Origin of the sequence: Pseudomonas sp. UBA6699 (assembly GCF_002454615.1) — a bacterium.
Taxonomy (GTDB): Bacteria; Pseudomonadota; Gammaproteobacteria; order Pseudomonadales; family Pseudomonadaceae; genus Aquipseudomonas; species Aquipseudomonas juntendi.
This window is the reverse complement of the sequence record NZ_DKJF01000025.1, coordinates 50,619-76,076: the sequence shown is the minus strand read 5'-3', so window position 1 is coordinate 76,076 and position 25,458 is coordinate 50,619. Positions and strand designations below refer to the sequence as shown.

The 25,458-nt window shown below is 65.6% G+C and carries 8 protein-coding genes; 6 read left to right on the top strand and 2 right to left on the bottom strand.

Annotated elements, in window-relative coordinates; translation table 11 throughout:
• Window positions 1–54 precede the first annotated feature (54 nt).
• Complete coding sequence (locus B3361_RS06050; RefSeq protein WP_286920138.1) at window positions 55–16,935, bottom strand: BapA/Bap/LapF family large adhesin; 16,881 nt, start codon at window positions 16,933–16,935, stop codon at window positions 55–57.
• A 188-nt stretch (window positions 16,936–17,123) separates the two neighbouring features.
• Window positions 17,124–18,680 carry a nitric oxide reductase transcriptional regulator NorR gene (gene norR, locus B3361_RS06045; RefSeq protein ID WP_286920137.1) on the bottom strand — a complete coding sequence of 519 codons (1,557 nt, stop codon included), beginning with the start codon at window positions 18,678–18,680 and terminating at the stop codon, window positions 17,124–17,126.
• 153 nt (window positions 18,681–18,833) lie between these two features.
• On the opposite strand from norR, the gene hmpA reads away from it, so the two are divergent.
• The 6 genes from hmpA (at window position 18,834) to cyoD (ending at window position 25,456) form a co-directional block, all read left to right on the top strand.
• Window positions 18,834–20,009: an NO-inducible flavohemoprotein gene (gene hmpA / locus B3361_RS06040; RefSeq protein ID WP_054905371.1), complete on the top strand. Its 1,176-nt coding sequence runs from the start codon at window positions 18,834–18,836 to the stop codon at window positions 20,007–20,009.
• A gap of 457 nt (window positions 20,010–20,466) precedes the next feature.
• On the top strand, window positions 20,467–20,973 hold the full coding sequence (locus tag B3361_RS06035) for a disulfide bond formation protein B (protein WP_009685199.1): 507 nt from the start codon (window positions 20,467–20,469) through the stop codon (window positions 20,971–20,973).
• Window positions 20,974–21,530: 557 nt separating this feature from the next.
• Window positions 21,531–22,472, top strand: a complete 942-nt coding sequence (cyoA, locus tag B3361_RS06030; RefSeq protein WP_286920136.1) for a ubiquinol oxidase subunit II — start codon at window positions 21,531–21,533, stop codon at window positions 22,470–22,472.
• Between the two features lie 3 nt (window positions 22,473–22,475).
• On the top strand, window positions 22,476–24,494 hold the full coding sequence (gene cyoB / locus B3361_RS06025) for a cytochrome o ubiquinol oxidase subunit I (protein ID WP_009685201.1): 2,019 nt from the start codon (window positions 22,476–22,478) through the stop codon (window positions 24,492–24,494).
• Window positions 24,495–24,497: 3 nt separating this feature from the next.
• Window positions 24,498–25,124: a cytochrome o ubiquinol oxidase subunit III gene (gene cyoC / locus B3361_RS06020; RefSeq protein ID WP_029886722.1), complete on the top strand. Its 627-nt coding sequence runs from the start codon at window positions 24,498–24,500 to the stop codon at window positions 25,122–25,124.
• Complete coding sequence (gene cyoD, locus B3361_RS06015; RefSeq protein WP_003248599.1) at window positions 25,124–25,456, top strand: cytochrome o ubiquinol oxidase subunit IV; 333 nt, start codon at window positions 25,124–25,126, stop codon at window positions 25,454–25,456. Before cyoC ends, cyoD begins: the two co-directional genes overlap by 1 nt.
• Window positions 25,457–25,458: the final 2 nt, after the last annotated feature.

Genomic DNA, 25,458 nt, shown 5'->3' with positions numbered 1-25,458 from the left:
TTACTGCTGGTCGTCCGTGCCGCCGGGCGTTTGCCCGGCGGGTTTGCCGCGGCCTCAGACGACGTGAATGCCGTTCTGTACCCACAGGTGGTGGCTCGGGTCCTCCTGGGCCGTGTATTGGTTATAGTCGATCCCGTCGGCGGTCTGGTTGCCGACCAGGTTCCAGTTGTCAGTCATGTGCACCGAGTCATGGTTGTCGCCCTTGATGATCAACGTGTCGGTGCCGGTTTCGGTGATGGCCACCACGTCGGCCAGGTTGAGTGTCAGGGCCACCGCGCTGGTGTCGTTGAGGTCGATGGCCTCGATGCCGTGCACGCGGCCGACCAGGTTGCCCAGGTCGATGCTGACATCGCCGCCACCCCATTGCAGGGTGTCGGTACCCGTGCCACCGTCGACGCTGGCGAAGTTCTGGTCGACGATCACCAGGGTGTCGTCACCCGCGCCACCTTCAAGCGTGATGTGCCCGCCCTGGCTGCCCACCAGGTGGTCGTTGCCGTCGCTGCCAGCAACCACATCGCTGACAGCGGCGACACTGGCCAGGGCGACTGCCTCTTCACCGCTGTCGGCCAGCAGCGACGTGGTGCTGACCAGGCCAGCGGCATTTTCCAGGTTGATGGTCAACGTTGCCGTGTCGGTACTGCCGTTAGGGTGGGTCAGCTCGTAGGTGAAGGTATCGTGCTGGCCGACCGCTGCGGCGCTGACCCCCGAGTTGAGGGTGTAGGTGTAGCTGCCATCGGCCTGCACCAGCAAAGTGCCATAGGTGCCCGCCACGCTCACCCCGTTGTAGCCGGGTATGGTGTAGGTGTTGGCTGCGGTCAGCACGCTCAGCACGGTCAGTGCCGAACCCAGGGTATCGTCCGCCAGCAGGTTGCCGGTGGCCGCCGTGGCGCCACTGACCACGAACTCGTTCAGGTGGGTAGTGGTGGCGTTGACGCTGGTGGTGATGGAGCTGGCCAGGCCAATGCCGCCGGCGGTCACCCGCACGTGGTAGGTGCCGGCGCCCTGGTTCTGGAAGGTATACCCTGCGCCCCCGCCCAACAGGCTGATCAACGAGCCTCCGCCTACCGACTGCACCAGCACGTACTGGCCCGTGGCCGGGTTGAGCTTGAGCAGTTCAAGGGTGGTGCCGTTGAGCAGGCTCAGCAGGTTGGCGGAATTGAGTACCACTTGCAGGTTAGCCGTGGTATCGGCAGCCACCGTAGTGGTGTAAGTGGCCTGGCGGCTGCCGATCAGCGGCAGGGTCAACGAGCCCAGCGTACTGCTGCTGGTGTCTACCCGGTTGGCCAGGGTGAGGTTGCTGAAGCCTACGTCGTTGACTGCGTCAAGTACCGTGGCTGGCGCCGCGTAGTTACTGTCGCTCCAGACTTCCGTGGCTTGTGGGCTATCGATGCGCACATACAGGTTGGCGCTGTCGGACAGGCCGTTGGGGTGCACCAGCTGGTAGCTGAACACATCCACTTTGCCGACGCTGGCCGGGCTGCCGTTGGGCGTATAGGTGTAGCTGCCGTCGCCGCGGATCACCAGCGTGCCGTACAGGCCTTGCACCGTGGTGGCACTGCCGGCCGAAACGTAGCTGCCGCCTTTGAGTACCTGCAGCACCGCGGCGCTGTCCGGGCCCCGCGCATCCACCACGCCATCGGTGCCCACGTCGGTGATGACGTTGCCAGAGGTGGCTGTGCCAGTACCGGTGAACTCGGTCAGGCTGGTGGAGGTGATATCCAGCGAGGTACTGACATTGGTGATCAGGCCAATGCCACCGCTGCCCACCGTCAGGCGGTAATCGCCCGCCTGCAGCACGCCGATGTCAACTTGCAGGCCTTGGCCCAACGGCAACAGGATCAGGTCCAGCAAGCCCTGGCTGTTACCGGTGGCCAGCGTGACCCAGGTTCCGCTGGCATTCTTCACCTGCAGGGTGAAGGTGGTGTTGTCCAGCAGGGCCAGTGCGCTGCTGGTGGTCAGGGTCAGCGTGGGGTCGGCCGTGGTGCCGGCGGCTACCGTCCAGGTGTAGGTCTTGGTGAACCCTGCCAAGAGGGTGGTGAAGCTGTCGGTGTAGGTCCTGCTGGCGGTGACCGCGGCCAGGTCGACCGTCGCGGTGGCCAGGTTATCGCTGGCGATGACCGGGGCGTTGGCATCCACATCCGGCGCAGTGATGCTGGCGTTGCCCGACACGTTGCCGCGTGGGTCGCTCAGTGTCACCGCAAGCACCTGCCCGTTGTCCTGAGGGGGGCTCAGGGTCACGGTAAAGCTGCCATCGGCTTGCACGGTAGCGGTTTGCAGCACGGTGCCGCTGGCGCTGCGCACGGTCACCGTGGCGCCCACTTCACCGGTACCGGTCAGGGTGCTGCCGTCGGTACTGATCGCCAGGTTGGCGGCCGCAGCCGGCGGGGTCAGGTCCGGGGCGGTCAGTGCGGTACCGGTAGACTCATTGCCGGCACTGTCGGTGAGCGTGACGCTGAGTGCCTGGTTGTCGATCTGCGCGGCATTCAGGCTGACCACAAACAGGCCGGTGCTGCCCACGGTTGCCGTACCCAGCACGGTCCCGGCACTGTTGCGCACGGTAACCGTGCTGCCAACCTGGCCAGAGCCGCTGACCATTGTGCCATTGGTATTGATGGTGGCCAGCGGCGCCGCCGGCGGGGTGGTGTCCGGGGCGTTGAGGTTGACGCTGCTGGACAGGTTGCCCGCAGCGTCCGCCTGGCGCACCACCAGCAATTGCCCGTCGTTCTGTGGCGTGGTCAGGGTGATGCTGAAGGTGCCGTCGGCTTGCACCACGCCACTGCCCACCGGTCCGTTGGCGCCTTGCACGGTGACGGTGGCGCCAGCTTCACCATTACCGGTCACCACGGTACCTGCGCCGTTGATGGTGACATTGGTCGGTAGCGCAGGCGGTTGCAGGTCGGCAGCGGTGTAGCGGGTGCTGCCGGACGTATTGCCCGCAACGTCGGCCTGGCTCACCGCCAAGACCTGGCCATTGAGCTGCGCGGCGTTGAGGTTGACGGCGTACACGCCACCGCCATTGACCACGGCGCTGCCGAGCACGTTGCCACCGGCATCGCGCACGGTCACCGTGGCACCGGCCTCGCCAGTACCGCTCAGCACCAGGCCGTTGGTCGACAGGCTGGTCACCAGCGGGTCGGCTGGTGCGGTGGTATCGGCTGCCTGCAATAAGGTTGGCTGCGACTCGCCGCCCACCAGGGCCACGGCGGTGACCTGCAGGTACTCGCCGTTGAGTTGCGCCGAGTCGAGCGTCAACGTGAAAGTGCCGTTCAATGTCGCGCCGCCGGTACCGATCACGTTGCCTGCGGCATCGTACACACGGATGCCTACGCCGCTGGGCGCGTTACCCGACAAGGTCAGGCCGTCGCTGCCCAGCGTCACGTTGGTCGGCGGTGTTGGCGGAGCCACCAGCGGTGTGACATAGGTCGCCACCGCCGACGTATTGATGCCGTCAGACTGCGTGATGGCCAGCGTTGCCAGCGAGCCTGCTGCCGGCGTCAGGGTGATCTGGAAGTTGCCAGCGGCGTCTACCGTGCCAGTGCCTAGCACGCTGCCGCCCAGGCTGACGGTGACCGTGGCATTGGCCTCGCCCTTGCCGGTGAGCACGTTGAAGGTGTTGTTGATTGCCAGGTTGGTCACCAGGTCAGGTGGCGAGGTGTCGTTGGCCTGGTAGGGCGCAGCAACCGAGACGTTGCCGGCGTCATCGGTAGACACCACGCTGAGCAACTGGCCATTGTTCTGCGCCGGGCTGATGGGCACGGTGAAGCGCCCGTCGGCACCGACCTCCACCTGGCCCACGAGGGTGTTGTCCGGGCCACGCACGGTGATCAGCGTGCCGGCCTCGGCAGTGCCGGTCATCGACGTACCGGCCGGGTTGAGCAGCAAGTCGCTTGGCTGCACCGGTGCGGTCAGGTCGGGGGCGGTCAGCTCCAGGGGGGGCGACGGGTTGCCGGTGGCGTCCTGGGCAATGATGGTCAGCGTTTCGCCGTTGATTTGAGGCTGGCTCAAACCGAGGACGAAGGTGCCATCCAGGTCGACAGTCACCTGGCCCAGCAGGTCACCGTTGTTGTTTATCACCGTGACCCGGGTACCGGCCTCGGCGGTGCCGATCAACTGGGTACCGCTGTCGTTGATGCTGGCAATGACGATGGCCGGCGGCGTTACGTCGACTGCCGTGACGGTACTGATCGGCGACACGTTGTCACTGGCGTCGGTGAGGGTTACCTGCACCTGCTGGCCATTGAGCTGGGCGGTGTCCAGGCCGACGCTGAAGGTGCCGTCGGCAGCGACCGTGGTGGTGCCGATTTGCGTTGTACCCACATAGACGCGCACCGTGGTACCCGCTTCGCCAACCCCGGTCAGCACATCGCCTGCCGCATTGAGCCGCAACTCGGTTGCAGCCGCGGGGGGCGTGAAGTCCGGCGCCTGCACGCTGACCGGAGCGCTGACGTTGCCGGGCGGATCGGCCTGCAGTACTGACAGCACCTGGTTGTCGATTTGTGCAGGCGACAACACGACGCTGAAGCTGCCGTCGGCCAGCACCGTAGCGGTTCCCAGTACGCTACCGGCGGCGTTGCTCACGATCACCGTGGCGCCGGCCTCACCCAGGCCAGTGACCACACTGCCGTCGGCGTTGATCGCCACCTGGGTGAGCGGGGCAGGTGGGGTGAAGTCCGGGGTCTGCAGGGTCGCTGCTGCCGACACGTTACCGGCGGCGTCGGCCTGGGTGAAGCTGAGCAGCTCGGCATTGCCCAGTGCCGGGTTCAGGGTAATGGTGAAGTGCCCGCTGGCATCGACGATGGCGCTGCCGATCGGCGCGCCGCTCGGGTCGGTCACGGTCACCTCGGCGCCGACTTCGCCGCGGCCGGTCAGGGTGACACCATCGCCGGAAACCGCCAGGTCGCTCGGCGCCGCAGGTGGTGTAGTGTCTGGCGCAGTGATGGTGCTGGCGGCCGACTGGTTGCCGGCCGCATCGGTCAGAAGCACCTGTAGCGGCTGACCGTTGGCTTGCGGCGAGGCGAGCACGACCTGGAAGCTGCCGTCGGCGCGCACTACGGCCGTGCCCAGCACGCTGCCATCGACAGCCATTACCCACACGCTGGCGCCGGCCTCGCCGCTACCGTTGAGCAGGCTGCCGCCCCCGGCGAATGCCAGGTCTGCGGCGGCATCCGGTGCCACGCGATCGGGGGCAGTGATGCTCACGCTGTTGGACTCGTTGCCGGCCGCATCGGCCTGGCTGGCGCTGAGCTGTTCGCCGTTGAGCTGCACGCTGCCCAGGGGGGCGCTGAAGTTGCCATTGGCATCGACCACTGCCGTGCCCAGGTCGATACCTCCTTCACCGACCACGGTAACGGTGGCGCCTGGTTCGCCGCGCCCGGTCAGGACCAGGCCGTCGCTGGACAGCACCAGGTTGCTGAGCGGTTGTGGCGCCGTAGTGTCCGGCGCCTGCAAGGTGGCCGGCAGCGACAGGCTGCCATCGCTGGCCATTGCGCTCACTTGCAGCACTTCGCCATTGGCCTGGGCGCTGCCCAGGTTGACGGTGAAGGTGCCGTCGTTGGCGACCGGGCTGCTGCCCAGCACCGCGCCGTTGGGGCCGTAAACAGTGACCGTGCTGCCCGCCGTGGCGGTGCCGGTGACCGATAGACCGTCTGCAGCCAGCACCAGGTTGTCTGGCGTGGCGGGGGCCAGAATGCCTGGCGCAGTCACGTTTTGCTCAGGCGAGGCGTTTTGCGCGGCATCGGTTTGCACCACGCCCAGGCGTTCACCGGTGAGCGCCGCAGGCGACAAGGCCACGCTGAAGCTGCCATCGGCGGCCACGGTTGCGGTACCCAGTATGGTCGCGTCCGGTGCGCGTACGGTGACCGTCGCACCTGCTTCGCCCTGGCCGGTAAGGGTCGCGCCGTCGGCAGACACCGCCAGGTTACTGACCGCCGCGGGCGGCGTGGTATCGGCGGCCGTGTACGGCGCCGCTGGCGATACATTGCCCGCCGCATCGGTGGCGGTTACCTGCAGGGTCTGGCCGTTGGTCTGGGCACTGTTCAACGTGACCTGGAAAGTGCCATTGCTGCTGGCCACCGCGCTGCCCAGCACACTGCCGCCGGCATCGCGGACGGTCACGGTGCTGCCGGCTTCGGCGTTACCGGTCAGTTGCAGCCCGGTCGCCGACAGGGCCAGTGCCGTGGGTGCTGCTGGCGGGGTGAAGTCCGGTGCGGTCACCGCCACGGCGCTGGAGGTGTTGTTGCCGGCATCGGTCTGGGTCACGCTCAGTTGCTGGGCGTTGAGCTGGGCAGTGGTCAAGGTCAGGCTGAAGCTGCCGTTGGCCGCGACCAGGCCGGTGCCGATGATGGTGCCGTCAGGCCCGCGCACGGTCACGCTGGCGCCGGCTTCGCCCAGGCCACTGAGGGTCAGGCCGTTGTTGTTCAGCACCACATTGGTCAGCGGTGCTGGCGGGGTCAGGTCTGGCGTGGCCACGTTCACCGCTGGCGAGGTATTGCCGGCGGCGTCCACTTGCGTCACACCAATGGCCTGGCCGCTGTTTTGCGGCGTATCGAACGTCACGGTGAAGCGGCCATCGGCGCCCACCGTGGCGCTACCCAGCACAGTACCGGCGGCATTGCTGACCTGTACCGTAGCGCCCACTTCACCGCTACCGGAAAGCTGCCTGCCGTCGGCACTGAGCAGCGGGTCGGCGATGGCGGCAGGTGGCGTGCGATCCGGGGTCGCCAGGCTGGCGGGGCCTGATACGTTGCCTGCGGCATCACTGAGGGTGACCTGCAGCGGGCTGCCGCTGACTTGCGCGCTGGGCAGGGTGATCTGGAACTGGCCGCTTTGGTTGACGGTGCCGGTAGCCAGGATGGCGCCACTGGCATCGCGCACAGTGACACTGGCACCGGCTTCGCCCTGGCCGCTGACCACAGTGGCGGCAGCGTTCAGGCTGAGGTTGCTGGCGGCGGCTGGGGCCTGCAGGTCGGGTGCCTGCAGGCTGGCGGCCAGCGACACGTTACCCGCAGCATCGGCCTGGGTGACGATCAGGTTCTGGCCGTTGGCCGCCGCCGGCGACAGGGTGATGCTGTACAGGCCATTGCTGCCGACCACGCCGCTACCCAGCACATTCCCCTGGGCGTCGGTGACCCGCACGTTGGCACCCACTTCGCCTTGGCCGGTCAGCGTGCTGCCGGTGCGGTCGATGGTGGCGCTCGGGGCTTCAGGTGCAGTGATATCGTTGGCGACCACGGTGGCCGGTACCGAGGGCTGGCCGTCGGCGCCGATCCGCGCGCTGACCTGCAAGGTCTGTGCGTTGAGCTGGGCGTTGCTGAAGAACACCCGGAAGACACCATCGCTGCCCACCGTCGCCGTGCCCAGCGTGGTGCCGGCGGATGTCACAGTGATCAACGCGCCCACCGTGCCGGTGCCCGTCAGCACGAAGCCGTCGGCGCTGATGGCCAGGTCCGCCGGGGTGGCCACTTCGCTGCCGGTCGGGCCAGTCAGGGTCACACCGTCGGATTCATTGCCGGCCGGGTCGATGACCACCACGCTGACCTCTTCGCCAGCGGCCAGCGGCGGGTCGACCGGCACCACGAAGGTACCATCCGGCCCTGCGGTGGTGGTGCCACGGTCACTGTTGTCCGGGTTGCGGATGACCACGGTGCTGCCCGGCTCTGCAGTGCCGCCGACGCTGCTGCCGTCGGGGCTCACAGTCACGCCGCTGGCAGGTTCCGGGTCGGTGGTGTCGGGTGCGGTAACGGTAACCGGTGCCGAGCTGTTGCCCGCCGGGTCGGTGACGATCACGGTCACGCTTTCGCCGTTGTTCTGCGGGGTTGGCAGTGGCACGTTGAAGCTGCCGTCGGGGTTCACTTCAACCGTGGTTTCCACGCCTGCGCCGTCACGCACCGTCACGGTATCAGCGCCCGGTGCATTGCCGCTGACCGTGCTGCCGTCTTCGCTGACCACCACCCCGGTGGGCAAGGCCGGCGGGGTGAGGTCGGGTGCAGTGATCGGGGTGCTGTCGGAGACATTGCCCGCCACATCGGTCAAGGTCACCTGCAGCGCCTGGCCATCGAGCTGGGCCGGGCTGACCGCGACAGTGAAGCTGCCGCCAACCGGCACCACCACGCTGCCCAGCAGGTCGCCGGCGGCGTTGCGTACCTCGACGGTGCTGCCTGCTTCGCCCGTACCCTGAACGGTGTCGCCGCCCGCGCTTATGGTCAGGCCACCCGGTGCTTGCGGTGCGGTGCTGTCGTCGGCAGTGAACGCCACGGATGGCGACGTGTTGCCGCCAGCATCGACCACTACCACCGACACGGTTTCGCCGTTGGTCTGGGCGGGGGCCAAGGGCACGCTGAAGCTGCCGTCCTCTTCCACCTGCGCGGAGCCCAGCAGGTCGCCAGCGCCGTTGCGCACCTGCACGGTACTGCCTGGTTCGGCCTGGCCGGTGAGTGCCGTGCCCGTGCCATTGATGCCCAGGCCTTCAGCGGCTACCGGGGCTTGCAGGTCCGGCGCGGTGACGCTGCCGGCGGTGGAGGTATTGCCGGTCGCGTCCGCCTGGGTGACGGCCAAGGTCTGGCCATTGAGCTGCGGTGGGTCGATGGTCACCTGGAAGCTGCCGTCCGTTTGTACGGTGGCAGTGCCCAGCACGGCGCCGCCGGCGCCGGTCACGGTTACCTGCGCCCCCGGCTCGCCGCTACCGCTCAGGCTGCCACCGTCACCCGCCAGTACCAGGCCGGTGGGTGTGTCGGGGGCCTGGGTATCCGGTGCCGACAGATCGACCGCGGTCGACAGGTTGCCACTGGCGTCGCGCTGCTCGACGGTCAGGGCCTGACCGTTGGTTTGCGGGGTATCGAGGCTGATTTCGAACGCACCACCGGCGCCTACCACGATGCTGCCCAGTACGCTGCCGTCCGGCCCGCGTACGGTCACGGTCGCACCCGGTTCACCGTTGCCGGTGACCATGACGCCGTCGCCATCGATGGCCGGGTTGGTCACTGCTTGCGGCGGGGTACTGTCTGGTGCGGTGAAGTCCACTGGCCCGGCACTGTTGCCTTGGCTGTCGGTGGCTTCCACGGTCAGGCTTTCGCCATTGCGCTGCGGTGCGTTGAGGGTGACGTCGAAGCGCCCGTCCCCGCCCACGGTGGCGGTCCCCAGTACATTGCCGTCGGCATCGCGCACGGTGACCAGCGAGCCGCTCTGGCCCTGGCCGGTGAGGTGGATGCCGGCGCTGTCGATGGCCAGCGCCGACGGTTGCAGCGGGCCATCCAGGTCAGGTGCGATGACAGTAGCGGTCGAACTGTTGCCTGCGGCGTCACGCAGCACCACGTCCAGCTCCTGGCCATCGGTTTGCGCCGGGTTCAGGACCACGCTGATCACGCCATCGGCGCCCACCTGGGCATTACCCAGTACGTTGCCCTGGGCGTCCACCACCTGCACGCGGGTGCCGGGTTCGCCACGGCCGGTCAATACGCTGCCATCGTTGCTCAGTTGCAACTCGGTGGCCTCGTTGGGCGGGGTGATGTCCGGTGCGCTGATCTGGGTCGGCAGTGAGCTGTTGCCATCCGCGTCGATGGCTACCACATCCAGCAGCTCGCCGTTCGCCTGGGCAGGGCTGAGGGGGATGTTGAAGCTGCCGTCGTTGCCGACTTGCACGCTACCCAGCACACCGCCTTGGGCATCCCGCACTTCCACCAGGCTGCCAGCCGGGGCCATACCACTGATGGCGCTGCCATCGGCAGCTACCACCAGCCCCGTCGGGCTGTCCGGCACGGCGATGGCCGGTACGGTGACCGTCAGGGCAACCGAAGGGTTGCCGGCGGCATCGGTCTGTTGCAAGGCAATGGCGTCGCCTGCGGCCAGTGGGCTGTCGAGGTCGATCAGGAAGGTGCCATTCGCTGCGACCACCCCGGTGCCGATCACGTTGCCATTGCCATCCCGGATTTCAACCGTGGCACCCGCTTCACCACGGCCGGAAACGACCAGGCTGCCAGCACCCAGCACCACATTGCTGATAATGCCGGGCGGGGTGATGTCCGGGGTTACGTAGCTCAACGGCAGCGAGGTGTTGCCTGCGGCGTCGGTCACCCGCACGCTGACGGTTTCGCCATTGGCCTGCGCCGGGTCGAGGGTGAGGCTGAAACTGCCATCCGCTTCGGCGAGGGTACTGCCGATCACGTTGCCAGCAGCGTCGCGTACCTCTACCCGGGCACCGGCCTCGGCATTGCCGGTCAGGCTGACGCCATCGACCAGCGCCAGGTCGGTGGGTTGCAGTGGCGCCACCTGATCCGGTGCGGTCAGCGGGCTTGGGCTGGACACGTTGCCAGCAGCATCGGTCAAGGTCACTTGCAATGACGAGCCATCCACCACCGGGGTGGGCAGGGTAACGTTGAAACTGCCGTCCTGCTGCACGGTGCCGCTGGCCAGCAGTTGGCCTTGGTCGTTGCGTACCTCTACGGTGGTGCCGGCTTCGCCGCGGCCGGACACGGTGCGGCCGTCATTGCTGATCGCCAGGTTGGTGGCAGGCTCTGGTGGCGTGGTGTCGCCGCCGTTGTCGATGACCGGTGCGGTAAGGGTGCCGGCCTGCGAGGCATTGCCGGCTGCGTCGGTGGCAACCACTTGCAACTGTTCGCCCGCCACCTGGGCAGGGCTGAGGGTGATTTCAAACGCACCACTGGCGCCCACCACCACAGTACCAAGTACGGTGCTGCCATCGGCCGCCAGCACGCGCACGGTGCTGCCGGGTTCGGCACGGCCGCTGACGGCGGTACCGTCGGCGGTAATGGCCAGTTCGCTAGGCGCCACCGGTGGCGTGATGTCTGGTGCGCTGACCTGTACCGGCAGCGACGAAGTGCCGTTGTTGTCGATGGCTACCACATCCAGCAGTTGGCCATTGGCCTGGGCCGGGTTGAGGACCACGGTGAAGGTGCCTTCGGCGCCGACCACCACGCTACCGATCAGCGCACCCTCGGCATCATGCACTTCCACGCGGCTGCCCACGGGGGCCGAGCCACTGACGCTGGTACCGTCTTCGGCGACTACCAGGTCGCTTGGGCTGAGCGGTACGGTTACCAGCGGCACGTCATAGTCCAGCGCCAGCGAGGCGTTGCCGCTCGGGTCGGTCTGGACCAGGCTCAGGCGTTCACCCGGCAACGCGGGCGGGTCGAGGTCGAGCAGGAAGGTGCCGTTCGCGGTCACCACGCCGCTGCCGATCAGGGTGCCGTTGGCGTCGCGCACCTGCACGGTAGCGCCGGCTTCGCCACGCCCGCTCAAGGCCAGGCCATCGGCGCCGACCACGATATTGCTGACCTGCGCGGGGGCAGTGGTGTCTGGCGCCTGGTACTGCAGTGGCGAGGAAATGTTGCCGGCAGCATCCACCAGGCGAATGTCCAGCACTTCGCCATTGGCCTGTGCTGGGGTCAGGGTTACGCTGAACGTGCCGTCGTCGTTGACCTGAGCGCTGCCCAGCAGGGTGCCCGCGGCATCGCGCACCTGCACGCTGGCGCCTGGCTCGCCGCTACCGCTGAGGGTGACGCCGTCGACCAGCGCCAGACCGGTGGGCTGCGCGGGCGCCTGCAGGTCCGGTGTCACCACCGACGCAGGGGCGGAGGCATTGCCGGCGGCGTCGGTCAGCACCACTTGCAAGGTGCTGCCGTCCTTGACTGCAGGTTCCAGGGCCAGGGTGAAGCTGCCATCCGGGTTGACCGTGCCGTTTGCCAGCACGTTGCCTTGGGCGTCGCGCACTTGCACGCTGGCACCGGCTTCACCGCGGCCGCTGAGCTGGGCACCGGCCAGGCCGACAAGCAGGTTGGTGGCGGCTTCCGGTGGCGTGTTGTCGCCACCGTCAATGTCTGGTGCGGTGACGGTGCCGGCCGTAGAAGCATTGCCGGCGGCATCGGTAGCGGTAACTTGCAGCACCTCGCCGTTCAACTGGGCGGGGTCCAGGGTAATGCTGAAGCTGCCGGTGGCACCGACTACCGCGGTGCCAAGCACAGTGGTGCCATCGGCCGCCAGCACGCGTACGGTGCTGCCAACTTCTGCGCGGCCGGTGACCACGCTGCCGTCGGCGCTGATTACCAGCTCGCTGGGGATGACCGGTGGGGTGATGTCCGGTGCGGAGACCTGGGCTGGAAGGGACGAAGCACCGCTGCCATCGATGGCCACCACCTCCAGCAGTTCGCCATTGGCCTGGGCCGGGTTGAGAATGACCGTGAAGGTGCCGTCCTGGCCAACCTGCACACTGCCAACCAGCGTTCCGTCGGCGCCGTAGACGTCCACGCGGCTGCCGGCCGGCGCGGCGCCGCTGATGCTGCTGCCATCTTCGGCGACTATCAAGTCGCTCGGGCTGGCAGGGGCAGGGGTGACCGGCACCTCGAACTGCAGCGCTTCGGAGGTATTACCGCTCGGGTCGGTTTGCACCAGGCTCAACTGAGCGCCGGGCTGCGCGCCGGGATTCAGGTCGATCAGGAAAACGCCATTGGCAGCGACCACGCCGCTGCCGATCACGGTGCCGTCGGCATCTCGCACTTCAACGGTGGCGCCGGCTTCACCACGCCCACTCAGTGCCAGGCCGTCGGCGCCGACCACGATGTTGTTTACGGCAGCCGGTGGCGTGGTGTCGGGTGCGGTGAATGCCAGCGGTGTCGAGCTGTTGCCGGCAGCATCGACCAGGCGCACATCCAGGGCTTCGCCATTGGCCTGGGCAGGTGACAAGGACAGGCTGAACGCCCCGTCCGCACCGACCACGCCGCTGCCGATCACGGTGCCATCCGCATTGCGCACCTGCACGGTGGCGCCAGGTTCGCCACGGCCAGTGAAGGTGACGCCATCGGCCAGGGCCAGGTCGGTCGGCTGGGCCGGGGCCTGCAGGTCCGGTGCGGTGACCGTGCCAGGTTGCGAAACGTTGCCGGCAGCGTCGGTCAGGGTCACTTGCAGGACGCTGCCGTCGTCGACGGCTGGACTCAGGGTGAGGACGAAGCTGCCATCCGGGTTGACCGTGCCGTTGGCCAGCACATTACCTTGGGCGTCACGCACCTCCACGCGGGTGCCGGGTTCGCCGCGACCGCTCAGCTGGCCGCCGGCCAGGCCGATCACCAGGTCTGTGGGTGCCAGCGGTGCGGTGTTGTCGCCACCGTCAATGTCTGGGGCGGTGACGGTGCCGGCCGCAGAAGCGTTGCCGGCATTATCGGTAGCGGTAACTTGTAGCACCTCGCCGTTTACCTGGGCGGGGTCGAGGGTGATGCTGAAGCTGCCGGTGGCACCGACTACCGCGGTGCCAAGCACCGTGGTGCCGTCGGCCGCCAGCACGCGTACGGTGCTGCCGGCTTCGGCGCGGCCGGTGAGCACGCTGCCGTCGGCGCTGATCACCAGCTCGCTGGGGGTGACCGGTGGGGTGATGTCCGGTGCGGAGATCTGGGCTGGCAGGGAGGAAGCACCGCTGCCATCAATGGCCACCACGTCCAGCAGTTCGCCATTGGCCTGGGCGGGTTCGAGGGTGACGGTGAAGCTGCCATCGTCCCCTGCAACCCCACTGCCAAGCAGCGTGCCATTGGCATCATGGACCTCCACGCGGGTGCCGGCCGGCGCGGTGCCGCTGATGCTGCTGCCGTCTTCGGCAACCACCAGGTCGCTGGGGCTGGCGGGCGCAGGCGTGGTCGGCACTGCGAACTCCAAGGCCTCGGAGGCATTGCCACTCGGGTCGGTCTGCACCAGGCTCAGTTGCGCGCCGGGCTGCACGGCCGGTTCGAGGTCGATCAGGAAGGTACCGTTAGCGCTGACCACGCCGCTGCCGATCACGGTGCCGTCGGCATCTCGCACTTCAACGGTGGCGCCGGCTTCACCACGCCCACTCAGCGCCAGGCCGTCGGCGCCGACCACGATGTTGCTTACGGCAGCCGGTGGCGTGGTGTCGGGTGCGGTGAATGCCAGCGGTATCGAGCTGTTGCCAGCAGCATCGACCAGGCGCACATCCAGGGCCTCGCCATTGGCCTGGGCAGGTGACAAGGACAGGCTGAACGCCCCGTCCGCACCGACCACGCCGCTGCCGATAAGGGTGCCAGCCGCGTCGCGCACCTGCACGGTGGCGCCGGGCTCGCCGCGGCCATTGAAAGTGACCCCACCAAGCAGGGCCAATTCGGTTGGCGGCGCAGGTGGCTGCAGGTCGGGTGAGGTGACCGAGCTGTTGGGCGACTGGTTGCCGGCAGCATCGGTCAGGGTCACTTGCAGGACACTGCCGTCGTTCACCGGCGGGTCCAGGGTGATGGTGAAGCTGCCGTCGGCACCCACGCTGCCGGTGGCCAGGATATTCCCGGCCGCATCACGGACTTGCACGCTGGCGCCCGGTTCGCCACGCCCGCTCAGCTGGCTTCCGGCCAGCGCTATGGCCAGGTCGGTCGGCGCTGCTGGTGGCGTGGTATCGACCCCATCGAGGTCCGGCGCGGTCACCGCGCTGGTGGCTGAGGTGTTGCCCGCCGCATCGGTGGCGGTGGCTTGCAGCACTTCACCGTCGGTTTGTGGTGGGGCCAGCTCGATGCTGAACACCCCGGTCGGGCCGACCACGGCGCTGCCCAGCTCGGTACCATCGGCAGCCACGATGCGCACGGTGCTGCCGGGTTCGGCGCGGCCGGTGATCACGCTGCCGTCGGCACTGACGGCCAGTTCGGCAGGTGCCGCGGGTGCCGTGATATCGGGCGCGGTGATCTGGGTGGGCACGGAGGACACGCCCTCGGCATCGAGGGCCAGTACGTTCAGCAGTTCGCCGTTGGCCTGGGCAGGGGTGAGCTCGATGCTGAAGCTGCCGTCGGCGTTGGCTACGGCGCTGCCAATCAGCGTGCCGCTGGCATCGCGTACTTCCACTCGGCTGCCGGCAGGGGCGCTACCCGTGAGGGTAGTGCCATCGGCATCGATGGCCAGCCCGCTGGGGCTGGCCGGGGCAGTGGTGAGCGGTACATCGTACTCGACGGCCACCGAAGCATTGCCGCTGGGGTCCACTTGCAGCAGGGTCAGCTGGTCGCCGGGTTGCACGGCCGGGTCGAGGTCGATCAGGAAGGTGCCGTTGGCCGTGACCACGCCACGACCCAGCAGGTTGCCGTCGGCATCCCGCACTTCCACAGAAGCCCCGGCTTCACCATGGCCACTGAGGCGGGTACCGCCCGCACCGACCAGGATATCGCTGACGGCATCCGGCGCAGTAATGTCCGGGGCGTTGAATTGCAGGGGCGTCGAGCTGTTGCCGGCGGCGTCGACCAGGCGTACGTCAAGCGCTTCACCGTTGGCCTGGGCAGGGGACAGGCTCAGGCTGAACGTTCCGTCCTGGTTGACCACCGCCGAGCCGAGCAGGTTACCGGCAGCGTCGCGCACCTGTACGGTGGCCCCCGGTTCGCCGCGGCCGGTGAAGGTCACCCCGTCCGCCAGTGCCAGGTCGGTGGGCTGTGCCGGTGGCAGCAGGTCGGGCGACGTCACTGCGCCTGGCTGCGACACGTTGCCGGCAGCGTCGGTGAGGGTGACTTGCAGGGTGCTGCCATCCTTGACGGCCGGGTCCAGGCTAATGACGAAGGTGCCATCCGCGCCGACGGTGCCGGTCGCGATGACCGTGCCTGCGGCATCACGCACCTGCACGGTGCTGCCGGCTTCGCCACGGCCGCTGAGCTGGCTGCCGGCCAGGCCGATGGCCAGGTCGCTGGGTGCTTGCGGTGGGGTGGTGTCGCCGCCGTCGACGCTCGGCGCGGTCACCGAACTGGCGGTAGAGGTGTTGCCAGCTGCGTCGGTGGCCGTGGCTTGCAGTGTTTGGCCATCCACTTGCGCCGGGCTGAGGGTAATGCTGAATACGCCCGTGGCGCCGACCACTGCGGTGCCCAGCTGGCTGCCGTCGGCGGCGAGGATACGTACGGTGCTGCCGGGTTCGGCACGGCCAGTGAGTACCGTACCGTCCTGGCTGACCACCAGTGCGCTCGGTGCAGCCGGGGCGGTGATATCCGGGGCTGTGAACACCAAGGGTGTCGAGCTGTTGCCGGCGGCATCTACCTGGCGTATGTCCAGGGCTTCACCGTTGGCTTGTGCGGGGGAAAGCGTGAGGCTGAAAGTGCCGTCGGCGTTGACCACGCCGCTGCCAATCAGGTTACCGGCAGTATCGCGCACCTGCACGGTGGCACCCGGCTCGCCGCGACCGCTGAGGGTAACGCCATTGGCAAGGGCCAGGTCACTCGGCTGGTCAGGGGCCGTGGTGTCGGGCGTGTCGATATCTGGCGCGTTGATGCTGGCCGGCGGTGAAACATTGCCGGCGGCGTCGCTGGCACTGACCTCCAGGGCCTGACCATCGGTTTGCGCAGGTTGCAGGGTGATGCTGAACTGGCCGTCGGCGCCGGCTACGGCAGTGCCCAGTACTGCGCCGTCGGCCCCGCGTACGGTTACCGTCGAGCCGGCTTCGGCACGGCCGGTCAGGCGCAGGCCATTGGGCGATACCAACAGGTCGATGGGCGTGGCCGGTGGGGTGGTGTCCGGGTCGGCGCCACCCCCGCCACCGCCACCCCCGCTGCCGGCCGCCGCCGCCGCACCGCCGGCACCGAGCAGGCTGAGCCCGGCAATCGCCCAGGTGGGCATGGCGCTGCCAGCGGTACCCAGGCCTGCAACCAGCTCATCCAGGGAGTTTACGTCTTCGAAGGTGAAGCCCTCGAATGCCGCAGCATTGTACTGGGCGTGCCACAGGGTGCCGTCCTCGCCAACGAAGACAATGTCGCTGCCGACACCGGCCTGGTCCACTGCGAAGAAATTGCCGATGGTGATTTTTTCCCCGGACTTCAGGGTGAGGACCAAGTCCTGCCCGCGCTGGGTGACGGTGGCCAGCTGATCGGGAGCCACGGGCATCTGCACGACGCCTGGCCCTTTGAGATTGATATTGCCCCAGGCGCTCTGAGTGGCGACTTCAGTTTGCTTATCGGCGACGACGATGTTGTCCATGGATGCTCCCTGCTGGTGTCCGGATCCCCCAGCCCGCTATCGGGCTACAACCGCGGTAACAGGACCCGTGCAGGGGTGTTACGCACAGCCTCGACCAGGCAGCCGAGAGTGGGGTGGTTAGGGAGATATAGCAGCCAGGCGGGAAGCAACCAGATGGCTTTCTGGGTTAATCCTTTTGTAGATAAACCTCAGCGAAGCCCCAGCCGACGGGCCAATCGGCTGAGGTTGGCACGGTCCAGACCCAGCTCGCGCGCCGCTGCCGCCCAGTTGTCCTGATGCCGTTGCAGGCACGCTTCGATCACCTGGCGCTGGTAGCTGTCGACGGCCTCGCGCAGGCCACCCTCGGGCAGGTTGGCTACCGACAGCGGCGGGGCAGGGAGGGTCGTGGCTGCGGCCGCCTGTGCCGTTGTACGCACGTCCAGGTCGCTGACCTCAAGGGTCAGGATACGTGGCCGGTCGGGGTGTTGGCCCAGCGCCTTGAGCGCTGAACGGCCGATCAGGTGTTCCAGTTCGCGCACGTTGCCAGGCCAGGCATACGCCAGCAGCGCGGCCTGGGCCTCACTGCTCAGGCGCAGGCTGTTCAGGCCCAGGCGCGAACGGTTCTGTTCGAGGAAGTAGCCGGCCAATAGCAGCACATCACGCCCACGTTCGCGCAGTGGCGGTACCTGCAGCGGGTACACGCTGAGGCGGTGATAGAAGTCGGCGCGGAAGTTGCCGTTGCGCACTTCGGCCGCCAGGTCACGGTTGGTGGCGGCGATCAGGCGCACGTCCACGCGGTGCTCGCGGTCCGACCCCAGGCGTTGCAACTGACCGCTTTGCAAAACGCGCAGCAGCTTGGCCTGCACGGTCAGCGGCAGTTCGCCGACTTCGTCGAGGAACAGCGTGCCGCCGTTGGCCAGTTCAAACTTGCCGCGGCGCTCGCCGTGCGCGCCGGTGAAGGCCCCGCGCACATGGCCGAACAGCTCACTTTCCACCAGGGTGTCCGGCAGGGCTGCGCAATTGAGGCTGACCAGCGGCTGGTTGGCGCGGCTACTGGCCTGGTGCAGGGCCTGCGCCACCAACTCCTTGCCAACACCGGTTTCGCCGGTGATCAGTACGGTCAGGTCGCTGCCACCGACCAGGCGGATCTCTTCCACCAAGCGTTTGTGGGCCGGGCTTTGGCCGATCAGCTCCTGGTGCTGGCCACCGGCCTGGCGGTAGATTTCGGCGCGGCGGTGTTCGTCTTCGGCACGCAGGGCCAGGTGGTGGATACGCTCGGCCACGGTTACGGTCGCGGCGGCCAGGCTGGCGAAAGCTTGCAGGGCGTCCAGCTCCAGGCTCTGGAACTGCCCCGGGGTCAGCGCATCGAGGGTGACCAGGCCCCATGGGCGCTCATCGACCATCAACGGGCAGCCCATGCAGTCGTGAACTTCGAGCGAGGCCGCGACGGCGGTCACCAGGCCATCATAGGGGTCGGGCAGCTCGGAATCGCTGGCGAAGCGGGTGGGCTCGGGGCGGCTGAGCAGGATCTGGAATCGCGGGTGTTCGCTCACCCGGAACCGCCGGCCGAGGGTATCGGGGCTCAGCCCGTCCACGGCCAGCGGTACCAGCCATTCGCCGTCCAGGCGCAGCAGCGCGGCGGCATCGCATGGCAGCAGGCTGCGCATGGCCTGCAACAGGCGGCGGTAGCGCTCCTGGTCGGGCAGTTCGCGGGACAGGTCACTGACCAGTGGCAGCAACGTGGTGAGCAAAGGCTTTGTAGTCATATGGACTCCAGTAGGTCTTTGTGACTATACGGCGTGCTGGGTCTTTTTGACATGGTAAGCCTCAACTGTTTGATTTAGTTGGAAATTTAAGTTGGCACGATAGGTGTAATGACCTAGGCATCATTTAAAACCCTAGGCCCAGGAGTCACCGCAATGCTCAATGCCGACCAACGCGCTATCATCAAGGCCACCGTCCCCCTGCTGGAAAGCGGCGGGGAAGCGCTGACCACTCACTTCTACAAGATGATGCTCAGCGAGTACCCCGAGGTGCGTCCGCTGTTCAACCAGGCCCACCAGGCCAGCGGCGACCAGCCGCGCGCGCTGGCCAACGGCGTGCTGATGTATGCCCGCCACATCGACCAGCTGGAGCAACTGGGCGGCCTGGTCGGGCAGATCATCAACAAGCACGTCGCCCTGCAGATTCTGCCGGAGCACTACCCGATCGTCGGCAGTTGCCTGCTGCGCGCCATCGAGGAAGTGCTGGGCAAGGACATTGCTACCCCGGCGGTGATCGAGGCCTGGGGCGCTGCCTATGGTCAGTTGGCCGACATCCTGATCGGTGCCGAAGAAAACCTTTACCAGCAAAAGGAAGCGGCCGAGGGTGGCTGGCGCGGGACCCGCGAGTTCCGCCTGGTGCGCCGCGAACAGGAAAGCAGCGAAATCGTTTCGTTCTACTTCGTCCCTGTAGACGGCAAACCGGTGCTCAAGGCCGAGCCCGGGCAGTACATTGGCCTGAAACTGAACATCGACGGTGCCGAACAGCGCCGCAACTATTCGCTGTCGGCGTTGTGCGACGGCAAGGAGTACCGCATCAGCGTCAAGCGCGAGGCGGGCGGCAAGGTGTCCAACTACCTGCATGACCAGTTGCAGGTTGGCGATACCCTGCAACTGTTCCCGCCAGCAGGTGACTTCACCCTGGCTGCCAGTGCCAAGCCGCTGGTACTGATCAGTGGCGGTGTGGGCATTACCCCGACCCTGGCGATGCTGCAGGCCGCCCTGCACACCGGGCGTCAGGTGCATTTCATTCACTGCGCACGCAATGGTGCGGTGCATGCCTTCCGTGACTGGATCGATGGCCTGGCGGCGCGCCACCCGCAGCTCAAACGCTTCTACTGCTACGCCGAGGCGGATGGTGGTGCGGCCGATGCCGTCGGCGTGCTGAGCGAAGACCTGCTGGCCGAGTGGCTGCCGCGTGAACGGGACGTGGATGCGTACTTCCTTGGGCCGAAGGGCTTCATGGCGGCGGTAAAGCGCCAGCTCAAGGGCCTGGGCGTGCCGGAACAGCAGAGCCGCTACGAGTTCTTCGGGCCGGCGGCGGCGCTGGAGTGATGTAGTGGCCGTACCGGCCCTATCGCCGGCAAGCCGGCTCCCACGGGGACTGAGCAGGTTTTGGGGCTTGTAATGTTCCCTGTGGGAGCCGGCTTGCCGGCGATAGGGCCGGTCCAGGCTTATGCATTTCCAGCGGCATGCCACGCATCACACCTTTCTGCCTATATATAAAGGAAAGATGAAAGCACCAGCGCCGCTTTCATTCTTAATCATCCTTTAATCACGGTATCCTTCACTCCCGGGTGTCGAGGGGCTTGCCCCTGCGCGGCGCCCGGGCGCTGGTTTTTTGCCGCCCGCCGTTGAACCGACCTCGTTCTGGCCGGTCTCAGCCACACCGGATAGCCCTGCGCAGTGCTATCACGCCGCTTCCTCGGCACGCTCACAGGCCCCGCTCAGCGTGTAGACTTGCGCCAGGGCAGGCGGACCACGCTGCCACTTTCCATCGAAGGAACCGGTAATGAACGAACAAACATCGCGCCTGAATCGGGAACGGCGCTTTCTGGTGCTGCTGGGCCTGATCTGCATTTCGCTGATCGGCGGCGCGCTCTACATGCAGGTGGTACTGGGCGAGGCGCCGTGCCCGTTGTGCATCCTGCAGCGCTACGCACTGCTGTTCATTGCCGTGTTCGCGTTCATCGCGGCGGCCATGCCCGGGCGCCGTAGCCTGACCTTCTTCGAGGCCCTGGTCGTGCTCAGTGCCATTGGCGGAATGATTGCGGCTGGCAACCATGTGTATATACTCGCCAACCCGATGGTCAGTTGTGGTATCGATACGCTCCAGCCGATCGTCGATGACCTGCCGCTGGCCAAGCTGTGGCCCTTGGCATTCCAGGTCGACGGCTTCTGCAGCACGCCATACCCGCCGATCCTCGGTTTGTCGCTGGCGCAATGGGCGCTGGTAGCCTTCGTTCTGACCGCTGTGCTGGTGCCGCTTGGCATCTACCGAAACCGCCGCCAGGCTTAGACAAAAGTCCCGATTTGCGTGGGGTCTTTTACAGGCCGCGAGAACAGGGAAAAGTTGCCGCCCGCTTGATCTGGATCAATTTCAAAGCCTTGCAGCATGCGGCTTTGAGGCCTGGCAAGCGGGGTGCGACAAACTGTCGCGAAGTTGAATAATTACTCGCCATTGTTGCAGATTCTGTAAAAGACTGTTGCTCAATAAGTCATAGTCAAGGGTTGGCGACCTAACTACAATCGCCCCCAATTCCCGTTCGGCACTGCTTGCGAGTCGCAGGATTGAAGGAAGCCCCAGCGCTTCTTTTTGCTGACTTCGTCAAGTTTCGCCCAACGGCGATACCGGGCGGACCCCCCTCCGCGTTTTCCCGCACCAAATGGACTTGGTCTGAAGTACAGGCCTGTTGCCTACGAAACCAAAAGCACCGCTAACCCGCTTGAGCCAAGGTCCTGCAGTCAGACCCAGGCAGGAGCGAGTACGGGCGCGACATGCCTCACTTGGCAGGACGAAGTGTTGGCTACCAAAACACAAATTGCATTGAAGCAAGCTGATCTAGAGGTCGTGAGATGAGTAAAAAGCGTTACCCCAGACTGTTTGGCATATTGCCCTTTTTAGGCATGCTTTTACTCAGTGGGTGCAACTGGACCCTGCTCGACCCGAAGGGCCAGGTCGGCATTGAGCAAAAGAACCTGATCCTGATCGCTATCGGGCTTATGCTGCTGGTGGTGGTGCCCGTCATCATCATGACCCTGGCGTTCGCCTGGAAGTACCGTGCTTCCAACAAGGCTGCCACCTACACCCCTGACTGGTCGCACTCGACCAAGATCGAGGCCGCGGTGTGGATCATCCCGATCCTGATCATCATCGCCCTGGGTTACGTCACCTACAAGTCCACCCACAAGCTGGATCCGTACCGTCCGCTGGACTCCGACGTCAAGCCGGTACAGATCGACGTGGTCGCGCTGGACTGGAAGTGGCTGTTCATCTACCCGGAGCAGGGCATTGCCACGGTCAACAAGATCGTCTTCCCGGCTAACACCCCGGTCAACTTCCGCGTCACCTCCGACGCCGTGATGAACTCGTTCTTCATCCCGGGCCTGGGCGGCCAGATCTACGCCATGGCCGGCATGACCACCAAGCTGCACCTGATCGCCAACGAAAACGGTGAATTTGACGGTATCAGCGCCAACTACAGCGGTGCTGGCTTCACCGGCATGAAATTCAAGGCTACTGCCACTTCCCAGGAAGACTTCGACAAGTGGGTCGCCGAGGTCAAGCAGTCGCCGAAGAAGCTGGACAAGGCCGAATACGACGCCTTGGCCAAACCAAGCGAAAACAACCCAGTCGCGCTGTATAGCGAGGCATCGCCAGAGCAGTTCCAGCTGATCGTAGACAAGTACGAAGGCATGAACCGCGGCCGTAGCCACGAAGAAGCTGGCAGCAAAGATCTGGCCACAACCAAGGGTGTGGAATCGAGTATGCAACCAGCTGCCGGTGCAGAGGAGTAAGAGATGTTCGGTAAATTAAGCCTGGAGGCGATACCCTATCACGAGCCGATAGTCATGGTGACGCTTGCCATGATCGCGCTCGGCGGTATCGCTGTCGTCGGTCTTATCACCTATTTCCGCAAGTGGACCTACTTGTGGAGCGAGTGGCTGACTACTGTCGACCACAAAAAGATCGGCGTGATGTACATCATCGTCGCGATGGTCATGCTGCTGCGCGGCTTTGCCGACGCCATCATGATGCGTACCCAGCTGGCTGCCGCAACCGGTGGCTCCGAAGGCTACCTGCCGCCTGAACACTATGACCAGATCTTCACCGCTCACGGTGTGATCATGATCATCTTCATGGCGATGCCGTTCTTCACCGGCCTGATGAACCTGGCGGTTCCTCTGCAGATCGGTGCACGTGACGTTGCCTTCCCGTTCCTGAACTCCCTGAGCTTCTACCTGCTGCTGGCAGGCGTGCTGCTGGTCAACATCTCGCTGGGCGTTGGTGAATTCGCCAAGACCGGCTGGGTTGCCTATCCGCCGCTCGCAGGCATCCAGTACAGCCCTGGGGTAGGTGTCGATTACTATATCTGGGCGCTACAGCTATCCGGATTGGGTACGACGCTTACCGGCGTGAACTTCCTCGTCACCGTGATGAAGATGCGCGCACCTGGCATGAAGCTGATGGACATGCCGATCTTCACCTGGACCTGCACCTGGGCCAACGTCCTGATCGTTGCATCGTTCCCGATCCTGACTGCTGCACTTGCGCTGCTGACTGTTGACCGTTATCTGGACTTCCACATTTTCACCAACGAGCTTGGTGGGAACCCGATGATGTACGTCAACCTGTTCTGGGCGTGGGGCCACCCTGAGGTTTACATCCTGATCCTGCCGGCCTTCGGCGTGTTCTCGGAAGTGACTTCGACGTTCTCGGGCAAACGCCTGTTCGGCCACCACTCGATGATCTACGCATCGGGCGCGATCGCCATCCTTGGCTTTGCGGTATGGCTGCACCACTTCTTCACCATGGGTGCCGGCGCCAGCGTCAACACCTTCTTCGGCCTGGCGACGATGCTGATCTCCATCCCGACCGGTGTGAAGCTGTTCAACTGGCTGTTCACCATGTACCAGGGCCGCGTGCGCTTCACCCCGCCGATGCTCTGGACCCTGGGCTTCATGGTCACCTTCTCCATCGGTGGCATGACCGGCGTACTGCTGGCCGTTCCAGGTGCTGACTTCGTTCTGCACAACAGCCTGTTCGTTATTGCGCACTTCCACAACGTGATCATCGGTGGCGCGGTATTCGGCTATATCGCCGGCTTCGCTTTCTGGTTCCCGAAAGCCTTCGGCTTCACCCTGAACGAGAAGTGGGGCAAAGCTGCCTTCTGGTTCTGGCTGTCGGGCTTCTACGTTGCGTTCATGCCGCTGTACGCCCTGGGCTTCATGGGCATGACCCGTCGTCTGAACCACTCCGACAACCCACTGTGGGAACCCTACCTGTACGTAGCCGTTGTCGGCGCCGTGCTGATCCTGTTCGGTATCGCTTGCCAGCTGATCCAGCTGTACGTTTCGGTCCGCGACCGCAACCAGAACCTGGACGTGACCGGCGACCCATGGGGCGGCCGTACCCTGGAATGGTCGACTTCTTCGCCACCTCCGTTCTACAACTTCGCTCACATGCCTGAGAAAGTTGGCCTGGACTGCTGGCACGAAGCCAAGGAAGAAGGCGTTGCGTACAAGGTTCCGGCCAAGTACGAAGCCATCCACATGCCGAGCAACACTGCTACCGGTCTGTTCATGGGCCTGTTCCTGACCGTCTTCGGCTTCGCTTTCATCTGGCACATCTGGTGGCTGGTGGGCGCGAGCCTGGTTGCAACCATCGCGGTCTTCGTTCGCCACGCTGCACGTGACGACCAGGGCTACATGGTTCCGGCCGAAGAAGTGGCGCGCATCGAAGGCGAGCGTATGAAAGCGCTGGCCAAAGCAGGTGCTCTGCCTGCCGGCGCACGTGTCGAATCGTTTGAGCGGGTGTAATCAATGTCCAGTCAAGTAATGCACGGCGGCGCAGCTCATGGTCACGACCATGGGCATGACGACCACCACCACGACTCGGGCCAGATGACCGTACTGGGTTTCTGGCTGTACCTGATGACCGACTGCATCCTGTTTGCGTCGCTCTTCGCCACCTACGCGGTGCTGTCCGGCAGTTTTGCCGGCGGCCCGTCGGGTCACGACATCTTCCAGCTCGACTTCGTAGCTGTTGAAACGCTGTTCCTGCTGCTGTCCTCGATCACCTTCGGCTTCGCCATGCTGAAGATGTTCGATGGCAAGAAAGCAGGTGTGCTGGGCTGGTTGGCTGTGACCTTCCTGTTCGGTGCTGGCTTCATCGCGATGGAAATCTATGAATTCCATCACCTGATCGGCGAGGGCTTCGGCCCGCAGCGCAGTGGCTTCCTGTCGGGCTTCTTTGCCCTGGTAGGTACCCACGGCCTGCACGTGACTGCTGGTCTGATCTGGATGGCAATCATGATGTACCAGATCAACAAGCACGGCATCACGCCGACCGCCAAGACCCGCATGAGCTGCCTGAGCCTGTTCTGGCACTTCCTTGACGTGGTCTGGATCTGCGTATTCACCGTCGTTTACCTGCTGGGGGTTCTGTAATGGCTAACGCACACGACACTCATCACGAAGGTAATCACGGCAGCGTCAAGTCGTACATGATCGGTTTCGTACTGTCGATCATCCTGACCGCGATCCCGTTCGGCCTGGCCATGACCGCCAGCCTGCCGAAGAACCTGACCGTTCTGATCATCGTTGCCATGGCCGTGATCCAGGTGGTTGTGCACCTGGTGTACTTCCTGCACATGGACCGCTCGAAAGAGCAACGCAACAACGTATCGACGTTCCTGTTCACCACGCTGGTGATCGCACTGCTGGTCGGCCTGTCGCTGTGGATCATGTTCAGCATCCACTTCGAAATGCTGGCCAAGTGAGG